Origin of the sequence: Streptomyces africanus, from assembly GCF_030816955.1 — a bacterium.
GTDB lineage: Bacteria > Actinomycetota > Actinomycetes > Streptomycetales > Streptomycetaceae > Streptomyces > Streptomyces africanus.
In genome coordinates this window covers 6863642-6880013 of the sequence record NZ_JAUSYP010000001.1, presented here as the reverse complement: position 1 = coordinate 6880013, position 16372 = coordinate 6863642, and the positions used below count along the sequence as shown (strand labels likewise).

Annotated in this window: 11 protein-coding genes; 2 read left to right on the top strand and 9 right to left on the bottom strand. The window is 68.7% G+C overall.

What is annotated here, in order from left to right:
• Positions 1-306: 306 nt before the first annotated feature.
• From QF034_RS31740 to ngcE, 3 genes are read right to left on the bottom strand one after another with little or no spacing between them, the layout of a single operon-like run.
• On the bottom strand, positions 307-1230 hold the full coding sequence (locus QF034_RS31740; RefSeq protein ID WP_307178126.1) for a carbohydrate ABC transporter permease: 924 nt from the start codon (positions 1228-1230) through the stop codon (positions 307-309).
• Positions 1230-2156, bottom strand: coding sequence for a carbohydrate ABC transporter permease (locus QF034_RS31735; RefSeq protein ID WP_306962493.1), 927 nt, complete (start codon positions 2154-2156; stop codon positions 1230-1232). The genes QF034_RS31740 and QF034_RS31735 overlap by 1 nt, the downstream gene beginning before the upstream one ends.
• A gap of 42 nt (positions 2157-2198) precedes the next feature.
• A complete protein-coding gene (ngcE, locus tag QF034_RS31730; protein WP_307178125.1) occupies positions 2199-3653 on the bottom strand; it encodes an N-acetylglucosamine/diacetylchitobiose ABC transporter substrate-binding protein in 1455 nt (484 codons plus the stop codon).
• Positions 3654-4020: 367 nt separating this feature from the next.
• Here ngcE and QF034_RS31725 point away from each other — a divergent pair, with 367 nt between their 5' ends.
• Positions 4021-7818: a GH92 family glycosyl hydrolase gene (locus QF034_RS31725; protein ID WP_307178124.1), complete on the top strand. Its 3798-nt coding sequence runs from the start codon at positions 4021-4023 to the stop codon at positions 7816-7818.
• Positions 7819-7839: 21 nt separating this feature from the next.
• A complete protein-coding gene (locus QF034_RS31720; protein WP_307178123.1) occupies positions 7840-9822 on the top strand; it encodes an alpha-glucuronidase in 1983 nt (660 codons plus the stop codon).
• Positions 9823-9828: 6 nt separating this feature from the next.
• On the opposite strand, the gene QF034_RS31715 is transcribed toward QF034_RS31720, so the two are convergent.
• The 6 genes from QF034_RS31715 to QF034_RS31690 are packed head-to-tail and all read right to left on the bottom strand — an operon-like array spanning position 9829 to position 16236.
• Positions 9829-11835 (bottom strand): beta-galactosidase, encoded by a 2007-nt coding sequence (locus QF034_RS31715; protein ID WP_307178122.1) that lies wholly within the window; start codon positions 11833-11835, stop codon positions 9829-9831.
• The gene (locus QF034_RS31710; RefSeq protein WP_307178121.1) at positions 11832-12515 is read right to left on the bottom strand and encodes a hypothetical protein; all 684 of its coding nucleotides are present in this window, start codon (positions 12513-12515) and stop codon (positions 11832-11834) included. The genes QF034_RS31715 and QF034_RS31710 overlap by 4 nt, the downstream gene beginning before the upstream one ends.
• The gene (locus QF034_RS31705; protein ID WP_307178120.1) at positions 12512-12703 is read right to left on the bottom strand and encodes a hypothetical protein; all 192 of its coding nucleotides are present in this window, start codon (positions 12701-12703) and stop codon (positions 12512-12514) included. The genes QF034_RS31710 and QF034_RS31705 overlap by 4 nt, the downstream gene beginning before the upstream one ends.
• A complete protein-coding gene (locus QF034_RS31700; protein ID WP_307178119.1) occupies positions 12700-14355 on the bottom strand; it encodes an ABC transporter substrate-binding protein in 1656 nt (551 codons plus the stop codon). The genes QF034_RS31705 and QF034_RS31700 overlap by 4 nt, the downstream gene beginning before the upstream one ends.
• A 22-nt stretch (positions 14356-14377) precedes the next feature.
• Positions 14378-15250, bottom strand: coding sequence for a carbohydrate ABC transporter permease (locus QF034_RS31695; protein ID WP_307178118.1), 873 nt, complete (start codon positions 15248-15250; stop codon positions 14378-14380).
• On the bottom strand, positions 15244-16236 hold the full coding sequence (locus QF034_RS31690) for an ABC transporter permease (RefSeq protein ID WP_307178117.1): 993 nt from the start codon (positions 16234-16236) through the stop codon (positions 15244-15246). The genes QF034_RS31695 and QF034_RS31690 overlap by 7 nt, the downstream gene beginning before the upstream one ends.
• Positions 16237-16372 lie beyond the last annotated feature (136 nt).

Sequence of the window (16372 nt, the reverse complement as noted above, 5' to 3'; positions counted from 1 at the left end):
CGTAGCGCCTGCGCTGTGGTGGTGGGTCGGGGCCGCGCCGGGGGGTGTCCGTCCTCGGAACGGCGCGATGGGGCCACACACCGACTAACCGGCGTTGACGCGCCAACCGCTGCGGGCGGACACCCCCCGACACGTCCCCTTCCGTGCGTGCGCGGGTGCGGGCGCGTCTCGCCTCAGCTGCGGGCAGTCGTGCCTCCCCCAGTGCTTAAGGGCCTGGGAGGTACCCCCAGGGCGGTACGGGTGGGCGCAGCGGCACCCCGCAACGCCGGGCTGCGGACCCACCGGCAGTGGCTGCGAGGGCCGTGGTTACTTCAGCGCACCCGCCGTCAGCCCCTGCACCACCTGCCGCTGGAAGATGATGTACGCGGCGAGGACCGGCAGCATCGCCATCACCAGGCCCGCGAAGAGGCCCGACCAGTCGCCCTTGTAGCCCTGGCTGACCGCCAGCTGGACGAGGCCCTGGGTGAGCACTCGCTTGTCGGGGTCGGTGTTGAGGACCGTGGGCAGCATGTACTGGTTCCACTGGCCCAGGAAGTTGAAGATGCCGACGCTGACCAGGCCCGGCTTGGCCATGGGCAGCATGATCTGGAAGAACGTACGGCTGTGCGAGGCGCCGTCGACGAAGGCCGCCTCCGCCACCGACGTCGGCAGCGTGCGGAAGAACGCCGTCAGGAAGAAGACCGTGAACGGGAGGGAGTAGGCGATGTAGACGAGGATCAGGCCGTGGATGGTGTTCAGCAGGCCCATGTTGTTCACGACGTAGAACAGCGGGACCAGCGCCAGCATGATCGGGAAGCTCATGCCGCCGATGAACAGGTAGTAGATGAAGCGGTTGCCCGGGAAGTCGAAGCGGGCCAGGACGTACGCCGCCATCGAGCCGAGGACCAGCGTGCCGATGAGCGAACCGCCGACCACGAGGACCGTGTTGAGGAAGTAGTCGCTCATGTTGGCCTCGGTCCACGCCCGCGACCAGTTGTCGAAGTGCAGCGTGTCCGGCAGCGACCAGGGGGAGCTGAAGATGGACCGGTCGTCCTTGAAGGACGTCATCACCGCCCACAGCAGCGGCATGACCACCATGACCGCCCAGAGGACGAGGATGCCGTGGGAGAAGGCGTTGAGGACCGTGCCCTCTTTTTTCTCCTTCGGCGGTGGGCCCGTAGGAAGATCCGCCTTGGTGACGGGCGCTCCGGACTCGGCCGGCACGGGCGCGGGGGTCTGTGTCGTCTTCATCAGTACTCCAGCCGCTCGCGACGGCCCAGCCGCATCACCACGGCGGCGAAGGCCAGTGTGACGACGAGCAGGGCGACACCGATGGTGGTGGCGTAGGCGGCCTGCCCGTCCCGGAACGCCTTCTGGTACACGTACAGGACCATGACGGTGGTCGAGTAGTCGGGACCGCCCGGCCCGGTCGTCATGATCTGCACGACCGCGAACGACTCGGCGCCCAGGGCGAGGATGCCCATGTAGACCCAGCCCGACTGCACGGTGTCCCAGAGCAGGGGCAGGGTGATGCGGAAGAACGTGGTGAAGCGGTTCGCGCCGTCCAGCAGCGCCGCCTCGTACATCTCCCCCGGGATGGAGGCCATGCCGGCGGAGAAGAGGACCACGAAGAAGCCGACCGTGGACCAGACGAGGACCGCCATCACGGCCCACAGCGCCAGGTCGGGGTCGCCGAGCCACAGGGGCTGGACGTCGCCGAGTCCGATGCCGCGCAGGACCGAGTTGATCGCGCCGCTGTCCGGGTTGTACGCGAACGCGAACAGCAGCGCGACGATGGCGATCGAGAGGACCTGCGGGAAGAAGTAGACGATTTTGTAGAAGGAGGAGCCGCGGACGCCGGAAATGACCGGTCCGTTCTTTCTCTTTCTGCCGCCCACGTTGATCATGAAAGCGAAGAACAGCGCGAGGCTGATCGTCACCACCGGCAGCAGGAGGGCGAACAGCAGGCTGTGCTGCAACGACTTCCAGAAGATGTCGTCGTCGAGCAGCCGGCTGTAGTTGTCGAATCCGACCATCTTGAATTCGGGGCTCAGGCCGGTCCAGTCCGTGAACGAGTAATAGATGGACTGGATGAACGGCCAGACCACGAAGAGCGCGTACAGTCCCAGGGGCAGCGCGAGGAAGCCCACGATGAACCGGTACTTGCCGTGCTGCATCGCCACTCCGGTGCCTTTGCGGAAATTGGGATTCCGGTGCCGTTACTGGTGCTTGTAGTGCTTGATGGAGTCGTCCTTCGCGGCCTCGTCGGCGAAGCCCTGGATCTTCTTGATGGCCTCGGCCGGGGTGAGGCGGCCGGCCATCATCTCGCCGAGGCCGGAGACACCGATCTTCTCCTTCTGCAACTGCACGTACCAGTCCTGGAGACGGGGATTGACCACGTTGTCGCCGGCCTTTTCCAGCGCGGCGACGCCCGACTTGAGGCCGGGGGTGAGGGCGATGCCGTCGGTGCCGCCGTTGTACGCCGTCAGCGACTTCACCTTGCTGGTGAAGTTCTTCGAGGAGGCCTCGCTGAGCATGATGCGCAGCTGCTCCATGCCGCCCTCGGCGTTCTTCGCCTTCGCCGGGACGATGAAGGGCTCGCCGCCGGAGGCCCAGATGGTGCCGAAGGGCATCTTGTCGGAGGAGTCGAGGCCGGTGGGCGCGGAGACGGCCAGGTCGAAGTCCTCGGGGATGACCTTCGCCGACTCGTTCTCCACCCAGGAGCCGTTCGGGATGAACAGCGCCTTGCCCTCGGCCCAGGCGGTCTGCGACTGGATGTGGTCCAGGCCCGGGGTGCCCTTGAGGACGTAGCCCTTCTTGTAGAGCTCGTAGTAGGCCTCGAAGCAGGCCTTGACGGCCGGGTGCTTCCAGGCGTTCGGCTCCAGGTTGTCGATCGCGTCGAGGACTTCACGGCCGCCGACCTTGCCGATCATCGGGTAGAGCGAGAAGGGGAGGTAGTACGGGTATTTGCCCGCGTATGTCCAGCCCGCCATGCCCTTCTTCTTCGCCTTCTCGCAGACCGCGAGCATCTGGTCCCAGGTCTCGGGGTACTGCTCGTCGAGCGAGTCCAGGGCCTTCTGCGAGTACCAGACGCCGTACACCGTGTAGGCGTAGTAGAAGACCCAGACCTTCTCGCCGTCGAACTGGCCCATCTCGACGATGCCGGGGCGCAGGGTGTCGCGGACCTTCTTGTTCGGGTCGTCGTAGGAGGGCGCGTCCAGCAGCGGGGTGAGGTCGGCGAGCTGGTTCTTGCCGACCAGGACGCCCATGTCCATCTGCTCGGCGCCGGAGTTGTCGATGAGGTCCGGCGGGGTGCCCTGGTTGAAGCGGGGCTGGAGGGTGGACTGGATCTTCTGGGTGGCGGAGAACTTCACCTTCACCTTGGGGAAGTTCTTCTCGTAGATCTTCACGGCATCCTCGGCGTACTCCTTGCCGAAACCGCCGTCGAACAGGACGAATTCCATGCCCGCGGTGTCGTTGACGCCGAGCGGGTTCTTCGCGGTCTTCTTGCCGGCCTTGGCCTTGTCCCCGCTGTCGTCGCCGCCGCTGCTGGCGCAGGCGGACAGGAAGCTCATCGCGGGAACGGAGATCAGCCCGAGCGCGGCGGACCTTTTGATCAGATCACGGCGGCCGACACCCTCGGTGCCGTGGTTCTCGGCGGAAGTGGATCCCATGCTCAAGTCCTCGCCTTCTCCAGGACTCAGGCGGTGAACCGGATCCTTCCCGGCACCGCGTTCGGGTCAAGCTGGGTCGTGCAGGAAGTGCGGGTGGTGACGTGCGGATCGCGTGAAGCGTGCGACAGGTATAGTCCACTTCCCGTCAGCGGATCAAGATCGAACACAGGGTTGGCCGTGGGTCTTATCCGAGTTGAGACCTCACGGAAAGTCAGGCCGCCCACCTCTCCCCCGGCGGAAAATTGCCGGTCGTCACCCCCGAATGCCACAAGCAACACCCTTGACACTCCCTGGCACTTGGGCAACTACTGGTCCTTGCGCATCGAAGTTGACAACGTTGTCCACTGCGCAGGGAGGGTACCCGTTGATGCAACGGAAAGCTCGGCACAGATGGGGTGCGGCGGTCGTGTCGGCGACCGCCTTCGCTGTGGCCCTGGGGTCCCAGGGCGTTGCGGTCGCACTGCCCGGAGCCCCCGAGGAAGCCGACCGGAGATTCGCGTCCTCCTTCGAGGCGGACGACCCGTTTCCGGACTGGCTGAACACCGTCGACACGAACCCGGACGGCAGCGAACGCGCCTCGGGCGTCGACGGCGGCTACAGCAGCGGCATACCCGGCAATGTGACCGACCAGGTCACCGATGTCCGGGCCGGCGCCGAGAACACGGGCGGGGGCGAGGTGAAGGAGAACCTCGTCGACGGCGAGCCGAGCACCAAATGGCTCACCTTCGAGCCCACCGGCTGGGCGGAGTTCGACCTGGACAAACCGGTCAAACTGGCGCGATACGCACTGACGTCGGCCAACGACCACGACGAGCGCGACCCGAAGGACTGGACCCTGAAGGGCTCCGCCGACGGCAAGGACTGGAAGACGCTCGACACCCGCTCCGGGGAGGCCTTCTCCGAACGGTTCCAGACCAGGACGTACGAGGTGGCGGAACCGGCCGACTACCGGTACTTACGGCTCGACGTCACCGGCAACAACGGCGGCGACCTCCTCCAACTCGCCGACGTGCAGTTCTCCACCGGCGGCAGCGACGGGCCCGTACCCCAGGACATGCTCTCCCTCGTCGACCGCGGCCCGAGCGGCTCCCCCACCGCCAAGGCGGGCGCCGGGTTCACCGGAAAGCGCGCCCTGCGTTACGCCGGCCGGCACACCGCCGACGGGCGGGCGTACTCGTACAACAAGGTCTTCGACGTGAACGTGGCCGTCGGCCGGGACACGCGGCTGGCCTATCGCGTCTTCCCGTCGATGGCGGACGGCGACCTCGACTACGACGCGACGCACGTCTCCGTCGACCTCGCCTTCACCGACGGCACCTACCTGAGCGACCTGGGGGCCACGGACCGGCACGGCTTCCCGCTGACCCCGCGGGGGCAGGGCGCGGCGAAGGTCCTCTACGTCAACCAGTGGAACGACGTGGCCGCGCGGATCGGGTCGGTGGCGGCCGGGAAGACCGTGGACCGGATCCTGGTGGCGTACGACTCGCCGAAGGGCCCGGCGAGGTTCCGGGGCTGGCTGGACGACGTGACCATCGAGTCCGTCGCTCCCGAGCGGCCGAAGGCGCATCTGTCCGACTACGCGGTGACGACGCGCGGCACCCACTCCAGCGGCGGCTTCTCGCGCGGCAACACCTTCCCGGCGACGGCGGTGCCGCACGGCTTCAACTTCTGGACACCGGTGACCAACGCGGGCTCGCTGAGCTGGCTGTACGACTACGCACGTGCGAACAACGCGGAGAACCTGCCGACGATCCAGGCGTTCAGCGCGAGCCACGAGCCGAGTCCCTGGATGGGTGACCGGCAGACCTTCCAGGTGATGCCGTCGGCCGCCTCCGGCACCCCGGACACCGGCCGTGAGGCGCGGGAGCTGGCCTTCCGGCACGAGAACGAGACCGCGCGGCCGTACTACTACGGGGTGCGGTTCGAGAACGGGCTGAAGGCCGAGATGGCACCGGCCGACCACGCGGCGGCCCTGCGGTTCGCCTATCCGGGCGACGACGCGAGTGTCCTCTTCGACAATGTGACGGACCAGGCGGGGCTCACGCTCGACCAGGAGAACGGGATCGTCACCGGCTACTCCGACGTGAAGTCCGGACTGTCGACGGGCGCGACCCGGCTGTTCGTCTACGGCGAGTTCGACCAGCCCGTGACCGAGGGCTCGTCGTCCGGCGTGAAGGGCTACCTCCGCTTCAAGGCCGACGACCGGACCGTCACCCTGCGCCTGGCGACCTCGCTCATCAGCGTCGACCAGGCCAGGGACAACCTCCGCCAGGAGATCCCGGACGGCACCTCCTTCGAGGCGGTGCAGCGGAGCGCCCAGCGGCAGTGGGACCGGCTGCTCGGCAAGGTGGAGGTCGAGGGCGCGACCCCCGACCAGCTGACGACGCTGTACTCCAGCCTGTACCGGCTGTACCTGTACCCGAACTCCGGTTTCGAGAAGGTCGGCGGCAAGGACCAGTACGCCTCGCCCTTCTCCCCCATGCCGAACCCGGACACCCCGACGCACACCGGCGCGAAGATCGTCGACGGCAGGGTGTACGTCAACAACGGCTTCTGGGACACCTACCGGACGACCTGGCCGGCGTACTCGTTCCTCACGCCGAGCAAGGCGGGTGAGCTGGTCGACGGGTTCGTGCAGCAGTACAAGGACGGCGGCTGGACCTCGCGCTGGTCCTCCCCCGGCTACGCCGACCTCATGACGGGCACGTCCTCCGACGTGGCCTTCGCGGACGCGTACGTCAAGGGCGTCGACTTCGACGCGAAGGCGGCGTACGACGCGGCCGTGAAGAACGCGACGGTCGTGCCCCCGCACTCGGGCGTCGGCCGCAAGGGCATGGCCACCTCCCCCTTCCTCGGCTACACGAGCACCGAGACGCACGAGGGCCTGTCCTGGGCGCTGGAGGGCTACCTCAACGACTACGGCATCTCCCGCATGGGCCGAAAGCTCTACGAGGAGACCGGCGAGCGGCGCTACAAGGACGAGTCGGAGTATTTCCTGAACCGGGCCCGCGGCTATGTGAACCTCTTCGACGCCAAGGCCGGTTTCTTCCAGGGCCGGGACGCGAAGGGCGACTGGCGGGTCGAGTCCTCGACGTACGACCCGCGGGTGTGGGGCCACGACTACACCGAGACCAACGGCTGGGGGTACGCGTTCACCGCCCCGCAGGACAGTCGCGGTCTGGCCAATCTGTACGGCGGCCGGAAAGGCCTCGCCGCCAAGCTCGACGCGTACTTCTCCACGCCCGAGACGGCCTCCCCCGAGTTCGTCGGCTCGTACGGCGGTGTCATCCACGAGATGACCGAGGCACGGGACGTGCGGATGGGCATGTACGGGCACTCCAACCAGGTCGCCCACCACGCCGTCTACATGTACGACGCGGCCGGGCAGCCCTGGAAGGCACAGGAGAAGGTCCGCGGGGTGCTGTCCCGGCTGTACACCGGCAGCGAGATCGGCCAGGGGTACCACGGCGACGAGGACAACGGCGAGCAGTCGGCCTGGTACCTGTTCTCCGCGGTCGGCTTCTACCCGCTGGTGATGGGCAGCGGCGAGTACGCGATCGGCTCCCCGCTGTTCAGGAAGGCGACCGTCCATCTGGAGAACGGGCGCGAGCTGGTGGTGAAGGCACCGCGGAACAGCGCGCGGAACGTGTACGTGCAGGGGCTGAAGGTGAACGGCCGGACGTGGACCAAGACCTCGCTGCCCCACGCGCTGGTCGCCCAGGGGGGCGTGCTGGAGTTCGACATGGGTCCGCGGCCGTCGTCGTGGGGCACGGGCAGGCACGCGGCGCCGGTGTCGATCACGCGGGACGACGAGGTGCCGGCGCCCCGGGCGGACGTGCTCGACGGGGAGGGCGCCCTGTTCGACGACACGTCGGCGACGGACGCGGCGGTGACGTCCGTGGACCTGCCGGTCCCCGAGCGCGCCGAGGCGGTCCAGTACACGCTGACGTCGTCGGCTGACCGGGCGCAGGCACCGGACGGCTGGACGCTCCAGGGCTCGTCCGACGGCACGACCTGGCGGACGCTGGACCGGCGCTCCGGGGAGTCCTTCGCCTGGGACAGGCAGACACGCGCGTTCAGCGTGAGGTCACCGGGTACGTACGAGAAGTACCGCCTGGTCCTCGACGGCGAGGGCACGCTGGCGGAGGTCGAACTGCTCGCCTGAGCAGCCGAGTTGGGGGGTTCCATGCCGCTTCCCGTGCCCGTCCTGCCCGAGGGTGCCGACCCGGCCTGGCTGCCGCCCGCCGCCTTCCGGGCGGTCGGCGGCCGGCGGACGCTGATCCGTGGATCGGGTGCTCTGGCGGAGACGGTGCACGGGGAGGTGGCTCAGGCCTGCCGGCGGTTCGGGGGCCGGGTCGTGCGGGATGCCGTGTCGGACGGCACCTACGACCTGGTCCTCGACCTCGGCGGCGAGAGCCTCGGCGAAGAGGGCTTCACCTGCGCGCGTGACGGCGGCACGACGGCCGTCACCGCCTCCGGCGGGCGGGGACTGCTGTACGGCCTGTTCCACGTCGTGCGCCTCGGCGAGGCGGCGTTCGCCGGTGCGTGGACGCGGGAGACGCATCGCCCCGCGCTCGACCTGCGCATGCTCGACCACTGGGACAACGTCGCCGTGCACCCGGTCATGGGCCAGGTGGAGCGCGGGTACGCGGGCGGCTCGCTGTTCTGGGAGGACGGGCGGGCGCGCGGCGACCTGGAGCGGGTACGGGCGTACGGCAGGCTGCTGGCGGCGTGCGGGATCAACGCGCTCGCCGTCAACAACGTCAACGTGCACGCGGCCGAGGCGCGTCTGCTGACCGACCGGATCGGCGAAGTGGCCGCGATCGCCGATGTGCTGCGGCCCTACGGCATCCGCACCCACCTGTCGGTCTCCTTCGCCGCGCCGGTGGTGCTCGGCGGACTGCCCACGGCCGATCCGCTGGACGAGGCCGTGCGCGGCTGGTGGGCCGAGGCGACGCGGCGGGTGTACGAGGCGATCCCCGACTTCGGCGGGTACGTGGTGAAGGCCGACTCGGAGGGGCAGCCGGGCCCGTTCGCCTACGGCCGCAGTCACGCGGACGGGGCGAACATGCTGGCCGCCGCGGTTGGGCAGTACGACGGCACCGTCCACTGGCGGGCATTCGTCTACGACCATCGCCAGGACTGGCGGGACCGTACGACGGACCGGGCCCGGGCCGCGTACGACCACTTCGTGCCGCTGGACGGCGAGTTCGCGCCGAACGCGGTGCTCCAGGTCAAGCACGGGCCGATGGACTTCCAGGTGCGCGAGCCGGTCTCGCCGCTGATCGGGGCGATGCCGCGTACCCGTCTGGCGGTGGAGTTGCAGGTCACCCAGGAGTACACCGGGCAGCAGCGGCACGTCTGCTGGCTGGGGCCGATGTGGAGTGAGGTGCTGCGGTTCCGGCACGGACCGGAGTCGTCCGTGGGGGAACGGGCGCGGGGCGGGCTGGTCGGCGTGTCCAACGTCGGCGACGATCCGTTCTGGACGGGACATCCCCTGGCCCAGGCCAGCCTGTACACCTTCGGGCGGCTGGCCTGGCGGCCGGACGCCGAGCCGCGTGAGGTGCTCGACGAGTGGATCGGGCTCACCTTCCCCGAGGCCCCGGAGCGCCTGTCCGACGGGCTGCACGCGGTGCTCGACGGCTCGTGGCGGACGTACGAGAAGTACACCGCTCCGCTCGGCGTGGGATGGATGGTGCAGCCGGGCCATCACTACGGGCCGAGCGTCGACGGGTACGAGTACAGCCCGTGGGGCACCTATCACTTCGCCGACCGGGACGGCGTCGGCGTCGACCGCAGCGTGGCGACCGGCACCGGGTACGCCGGTCAGTACGCCAAGCCGTGGGCCGAGCTGTACGAGTCGCCGGACACCTGTCCCGACGAGCTGCTGCTGTTCTTCCACCATGTGCCGTACGGGCATCTGCTGAAGAGCGGGAAGACCGTGATCCAGCACATCTACGACACGCACTTCGAGGGTGTGGAGGAGGTCGAGGAGGCCCGTCGCGTGTGGGCGGGCCTGGCCGACCTGGTCGACCCGGCGCGCCACGCGCGGGTGGCGGAGCGGTACGAGGAGCAGCTCCGCAGTGCCCGCGAGTGGCGCGACCAGATCAACAGCTACTTCTTCCGCAAGTCGGGGGTGCCGGACGAGCGGGGGCGGCGGATCCACTGAAGGACTTCATTGAAGGATCGCGACGCCCAGGGGGTCGAGGACCAGGGGGGCGCCCTGCTCCACGCGCTTGCCGGTGAGCAGGTCGGTGGCGGTGGTGTGGGCGGTCAGACGGGCCGGCTCGGGGGCGTGGTTGAGGAGGAAGAGCAGGCGGCTGCCGTCGGGGGCGACCCGGGTCGCCGTCTCCACCGAGGGGTGGTCGGCGTAGGGGCCGAGCAGGTGGTGGCGGGCCAGGATCCGGCGGACGACCTCGTCGACACCCGGTTGGTCGAGGGCGGTGGCGATGTACCAGCCCTCGCCGTCGCCGTACGGGTTGCGGGTGACGGCCGGAGTGCCCGCGTAGAAGTCGGTGCCGTAGGTGGCGACCGGTTCGGCGCCGCGCGGCAGCACGATCTCGAAGACCAGCCGTGCCTCGGCCGGCAGTTCGGGGACCGGCTGGGTGAACTCCGGTGGGCGGGCGTCCCATTCGTCCACGCGGATGCCCATCAGCCGGGCGAGCGGGCCGGGGACGTCGGTGAGGAAGGCGCGGTCGTGTGCGTCGACGCGGCCGGAGAGGAACGTGGCCAGGACCGTGCCGCCGCGTGCGGCCACGTCTTCGAGGCGCGTGGCGAGGTCGCCCTTGATCATGTGCAGGGCGGGGGCGAGCACCACGTCGTAGGGCGCGAGGTCGGCGGACTGCGGGATCACGTCCACGTCGGCGCCGGCCTCGCGGGCGGCCCGGTAGTAGGCGTGGACCACGTCCACGTACTTGACCAGCCGGGAGGGGCCGTCGGAGATCTCCAGGGCCCACCAGCTGTCCCAGTCGAAGAGGAGGGCGGTGCGGGCCGGGGTGCGGGCGCCCAGGGTCCGGTCACCAAGGGACTCCAACTCCCGCCCGAGCACGGCGACTTCGCGGAAGACACGGGTGTCGTCACGGCCCGCGTGGCCGATGACGGCCCCGTGGTACTTCTCGCAGGCGCCCCGTGAGGCGCGCATCTGGAAGTAGAGGGCGGCGTCCGCGCCGTGGGCGATGGCCTGGAAGGTGGCGAGGCGGAGTTCGCCGGGCCGCCGCAGCGGGTTGACGTCCCGGCAGGCCGTCGTCGACGGCGTCTGCTCCATCAGCCAGAAGGGGGCGCCGTCCTTCAGGCCGCGCATCAGGTCGTGGGCGAGGGCGGGCCGGGTCGGCGGGGCGTCCAGGGGCGGGTAGTTGTCCCAGGAGGCGAAGTCGAGGTGGGGCGCCCAGCGGTGGTAGTCGAGGGGGCGAAAGGTGCCCATGAAGTTGGTGGTGACGGGGGTGTCCGGGTCGTGGGCGCGGATCACCTCCTTCTCGGCCAGGAAGCAGCCGAGGAGGGCGTCGGTGGTGAAGCGGAACCAGTCGAGGGTGATGCCCTGGAAGGCGGTGTGGTCGGGGCCGCGCCAGTGCTCGGTGAGGGCGTTGGGCGGCTCGATCTGGTCCCAGTCGGTGTAGCGGTGCGACCAGAAGGTGGTCCACCAGGCGTCGTTGAGGGCGTCGAGGCTGCCGTGCCGGTCCCGGAGCCACTCCCGGAACGCCTCGGCGCACAGCTCGCAGTAACAGGCGCCGCCGTACTCGTTGTTGATGTGCCAGGCGAGCAGGGCCGGGTGGTCGGCGTACCGCTCGGCGAGGCGGGAGGCCAGCGCGGTGGCGTGCTCGCGGTACGCCGGTGAGCTGGGGCAGAAGTTGTGGCGCTGGCCGTAGCGGTGGCGGCGGCCCTCGAAGTCGGTGCGGTTGACCTCGGGGTGCCGCTTGGCGAGCCAGGGCGGGAGAGCAGCGGTGCCGGTGGCCAGGCAGACCTGGCGTCCTTCTGCGGCGGCCCGGTCCAAGGTGCGGTCCAGGACCGTGAAGTCGTAGGTGTCCGGAGCCGGTTGGATGAGGGACCAGGTGAACACGCCCACGGTCAGGGTGTCGATGCCGGCCCGGGTGAACAGGCGGTGGTCGTCGTCGCAGATGTCCTCGGGCCACTGCTCGGGGTTGTAGTCACCGCCGTACGGGATCTTCGGAGTGCGGGGCGCGGTCATGCCGTGAAGTCCTCTTGGGTCTCGGTGATCACCGTGCGGCTGCCGTGCAGCAGGGACAGCAGCAGCGGGGCGGCCAGCAGGGCGGACAGGGCCTCGGTCAGCAGGGCCGTCATCGCTGCCGCCAGGACGAGCAGGGAGGCCGCGGCGAGGGTGGCGCGGCCGTGCCGGAACAGGAAGTACCCGGCGAGGCGGGCGGTGTCCCGGGCGCGGAAGGCGAACAGCGAGGTGAGGACGAGAGCGTGCGCGCCCCAGAGGAGGGAGCCGGCGCCGATCGCCGCGAGCAGCAGCGCCCACCAGCCGGGCAGACCGGTGGCGGCGAAGTGGGTCAGGGTGAAGGCGATGACCGTCAGCCAGGCCAGCAGCGGCGCCCACAGCTTCAGCGCCGGTACGGCGTTGAGCCGCCAGCCGCGCAGGAAGGCACGGGACGGACGCAGCTCGGTGAGGTCGCGGCTGCGGTGGTGGAGGGCGTAGAGCGCGGCGGACAGGGCCGGTCCGAGCGGCAGCAGGCACAGGGCCGCGAAGGGGAGGTTGGCGGGGTCGGGGCGGAGCAGGAGCAGTCCGGCCAGGCCCGGGGAGGCGGCGAGGAGCAGCAACGCCTCGACGGTGAGGAGGGTGTGGATCAGGGCGGAGGCGCGGGAGAGGGCTCCGCTACCGAAGTCGGAGGTGCGGACGGTGCTCATGCCGCCTCCCGGCCGGGCCGGCGCCGCTCGTCCGACCGGGGCGGGGCCCCGCCGACGACCGGGGCGAGCTCCACCAGAGTGACCTCATGGCGGCTCAGGGCCAGGGGCAGGACGACACGGCCGGTGCCGGCACGGTGTCGCCGGGCGCCGGTCAGCCGGCCGGCCGGCGCGTCGCGGAGGCGGATCACCCGTTCTCCTTCTTGAACCGCTCGTAGGCCTTGTTGTGCAGGTCGACGAACCGCTGCATGTTCTTCGACTTCAGCTCGGTGACGTACGCGTCCCAGTCGGACAGCGGGCGCTCACCGAGCGCGAACTTGAGGGTGTTCTGGGTGACGTGGTCCCTCAGGGGCGTCTCCCACAGAGAGGCCTGCTCCTGCTCGAAGGACTGCAACGGGTGGGCCGGGGCGATGGGCGTCTGCTCGCGCTGGGCCATGACGTCCTGGAACTTCTTCTCGTCCGGGCCGAACATGGAGGAGACGAGCTCCCAGCTGCCGCCGTAGGCGAAGACGCCGTTGTAGAAGCCGTAGTCCTTCTGCAGGTCCTTCGGGGCGTCCGGGTCGGAACCCATGAGACTGATGCCGTCCTTGATCCTGTACTGGCCACCGGAGCGGGTGTAGGTGACGCCCTCGACGCCCCACCGGGCGAACCGCTGGCCCTCGTCCGAGTACCAGAGCCAGTCCACGAACTGCATCATCGCGACGAAGCTGTCGCTCTTCAGCGCCTTGCTCGAGATCATGACGCCGTTCTCCAGCCGGGCGCCGCCCATCACGACCGGGCCGGCGGGCCCCAGCGGCACCGGGATCATCTCGATCTTGGCGCCCTTGACCTGCTTCTGCAGGTTGTACCGGTATTCCTGCACCAGCACCTGCGGGTTGGCGCTGATCGCGAACGACTTCTCGGCCAGCAGCTTCTGTGCGGCCTCGTCGTCGGTCTGGGTGAAGCTCTCCGGGTCCACCAGCTTCTCGGCGACCAGCTTCCGCACGTACTCGATCATCTGCCGGAAGGCGTCCGTCGCTCCGGTGAAAGCGAACGTCTGCGCCTTCGCGTCCCAGCTGATGTTGTCGTACGTCCATCCGGCCCGGACGCCGTACGCCTGGCCGAGGTAGCTGAAGAGAGCGGCGGCCGGGTAGGGCGTGTTCTTGCTCCAGCGGTCGGAGAAGGGGTAGCGGTCCGGGTACTCCTCCTTGATCGCCTTGAAGACCTCGTGCACCTCGTCCCAGGTGCCGGGCCGGCTCAACCCGAGCCGGTCGAGAACATCCGTGCGCAGCGCCAGCGAGTAGCCGGACCTGACCCGTTCGTGCAGTCCGGGCAGCAGGTAGAACTTGCCGTCGGACTGGCGGATGGAGTCGAGCTCCGGCTCCAGCTTCCACTTCTTGACCTTGTCCCGGAAGTTGGGCATCAGGTGCACGTAGTCGCTGACCGGGAGGACCGCGCCCGACGACACGAACGCGACCTCCGAGGGGTGGTACGTCTTGGGGATCAGGAAGGGGGCGTCGCCCGAGCCGATCAGGACGCTTCTCTTCTTCTCGTAGTCGACCAGGGGGACGGCCACGGGCTTCAGGGTGATGCCGGTGCGCTTGGCCAGTTCCTTCCAGAACAGCCAGCCGTTCTTCATCGGATAGACCGGGTTGTTGTTGTGCAGCACGGAGAAGGACAGCGGCTTCGTGGCCTTGAACCGCTGGCCGGCCCGGTACTCCTTCATCGCGCCGTGTCGCTTCTTCGACAGGTCCTTGGAGTCCCCGCCGTCGTCACCGCTGCCACAGCCGGTGAGGGTGGCGAGGCCGATGAAACCGGCGGCGGCGAGGATCTGGCGCCGCGACAGCTGTCCTGCGTTCTTCACGGATGACACGGAAACTCCCTTGTTAACCCTTGACCGCGCCGAGCATCACGCCCGAGACGAAGTAGCGCTGGACGAACGGGTACACGCAGAGAATGGGCAGCGAGGTCAGCACGATGGTGACCGCCTGGATGTTGGCCCCGACCTGGCTGAGCTGTGCGTCGGCGGCACCGGCGTTGCCGCCCGTGGTGGCGCCGGAGATGAGGTTGCGCAGGTAGACGGTGACCGGCATCAGCTCGGAACTGTCCAGGTAGAGGAAGGCGCTGAACCACGAGTTCCAGAAGGACACCGAGTAGAACAGCACCATCGTGGCGACGACCGCCTTCGACAGCGGCAGCACGATCCGCAGCAGGATGCCGTAGGTGCTCAGCCCGTCGATCTGCGCGGCCTCCTCCAGTTCGCCCGGCAGGCTCTCGAAGAAGGCCTTCATCACCAGCAGGTTGAAGACGCTGATGGCGTTCGGGAGGGCGATGGCCCAGATGGTGTTCTTCAGTCCGAGGTTGCTGACCAGGACGTAGTTGGGGATCAGCCCGCCGGTGAAGAACATGGTGAACACGGCGATGCCGACGAGCAGACCACGGCCCTTGAGGTGCTTCTTCGACAGCACGTAGGCGTAACACGTCGTCAGCACCATGGCCACGGCGGTCGCCACGACCGTGTAGAGCACCGTGTTGCCGTAGTTCCGCCAGAACATCGAGTCCTGGAACACGATCTCGTACGTGGTGAGGTTGAACCCCTTGGGCAGCAGGGTCACCTCACCGGCCCGGATCTGCCGCTCCCCGCTGAAGGACCGCGCGAGGATGTTGACGAAGGGGTACAGGGTCACGAGCACGACGAGGGTGAGCACCACCCCGTTGACGCCCTGGAAGACCCGGTAGGAACGACTCGGCTTCACCACAGGCTCGTCCCCACTGTGCGGCGCGAGAGCTGGTTGGCGGACGTGATGAGGACCAGGCCGATGATCGCCTCGAACAGTCCGATGGCGGCGGCGTAGCTGAAGCTGTTGGACTCCACGCCGGACCGGTAGACGTACGTCGAGATCACGTCGGCGGTCGGATACGTCAGCGGGTTGTACAGCAGCAGGACCTTCTCGAAGCCGACCGCCATGAACGTGCCGATGTTGAGGATCAGCAGCGTGACCATGGTGGGCCGGATGCCGGGCAGGGTGACGTGCCAGATCTGCTGCCAGCGGTTGGCGCCGTCGATACGCGCGGCCTCGTAGAGGTCCTCGTCGATCGTGGTGAGCGCGGCGAGGTAGAGGATCGTGCCCCAGCCTGCGGTCTGCCAGATCTCCGAGCCGACGTAGATCGTGCGGAACCACTCCGGCTCCTGGATGAAGCGGATCGGTTCGTGGCCGAACCAGCCGAGCAGGTGGTTGACCGGGCCGTCACTGGCCAGCATCTGCATCGTGATGCCCGCGACGATCACGATCGACAGGAAGTGCGGAAGGTACGACACCGACTGCACGAACCGCTTCAGGGAGCGCCGGCGCACCTCGTTGAGCAGCAGCGCCAGCACGATCGGGACCGGGAAGCAGAACAGCAGCGTGAGCCCGCCGATCCACAGGGTGTTGCGGAACACCTGCCAGAAGGTGGGGTCGTTGAGGAACATCTGCACATAGCGCAGCCCCACCCACTCCTCGCCGAAGATCGACCCGCCCGGTTCGAAACGCCGGAAGGCGATGACGTTGCCGATCATCGGCAGGTAGCGGAAGACCAGGAAGAACAGCAGCGGAAGGACCGCCAGCGAGTACAACTGCCAGTCGCGGCGCAGCGCCCGCCGCCAGCCGGTCCGGGCGGGGTCCCGCTTGCCGCGTCGGGGTGCGGCTCTGGCCGGAGGCGGATCCTCGGTGCCCGGCGGGGCCGATGTGGTGGACGTGCTCATTGCTCGGGCCTCCCGTGGGCATGGGACGCGGAACCGAAACTTTCGAGCTCTTACCGGTAACTCCGCGGCAACTTAAGGGCAGCAGAAAGCGCTGTCAATGGGTGCAGCGGCAGTCGGATGGGGCGTCTGTGCCGCG

Bases quoted from the DNA above. Each gene is read 5' to 3' on its own strand.
- QF034_RS31740 (WP_307178126.1), bottom strand. From the start codon at position 1,230: ATGAAGACGACACAGACCCCCGCGCCCGTGCCGGCCGAGTCCGGAGCG.
- QF034_RS31735 (WP_306962493.1), bottom strand. From the start codon at position 2,156: ATGCAGCACGGCAAGTACCGGTTCATCGTGGGCTTCCTCGCGCTGCCC.
- ngcE (WP_307178125.1), bottom strand. From the start codon at position 3,653: ATGGGATCCACTTCCGCCGAGAACCACGGCACCGAGGGTGTCGGCCGC.
- QF034_RS31725 (WP_307178124.1), top strand. From the start codon at position 4,021: ATGCAACGGAAAGCTCGGCACAGATGGGGTGCGGCGGTCGTGTCGGCG.
- QF034_RS31720 (WP_307178123.1), top strand. From the start codon at position 7,840: ATGCCGCTTCCCGTGCCCGTCCTGCCCGAGGGTGCCGACCCGGCCTGG.
- QF034_RS31715 (WP_307178122.1), bottom strand. From the start codon at position 11,835: ATGACCGCGCCCCGCACTCCGAAGATCCCGTACGGCGGTGACTACAAC.
- QF034_RS31710 (WP_307178121.1), bottom strand. From the start codon at position 12,515: ATGAGCACCGTCCGCACCTCCGACTTCGGTAGCGGAGCCCTCTCCCGC.
- QF034_RS31690 (WP_307178117.1), bottom strand. From the start codon at position 16,236: ATGAGCACGTCCACCACATCGGCCCCGCCGGGCACCGAGGATCCGCCT.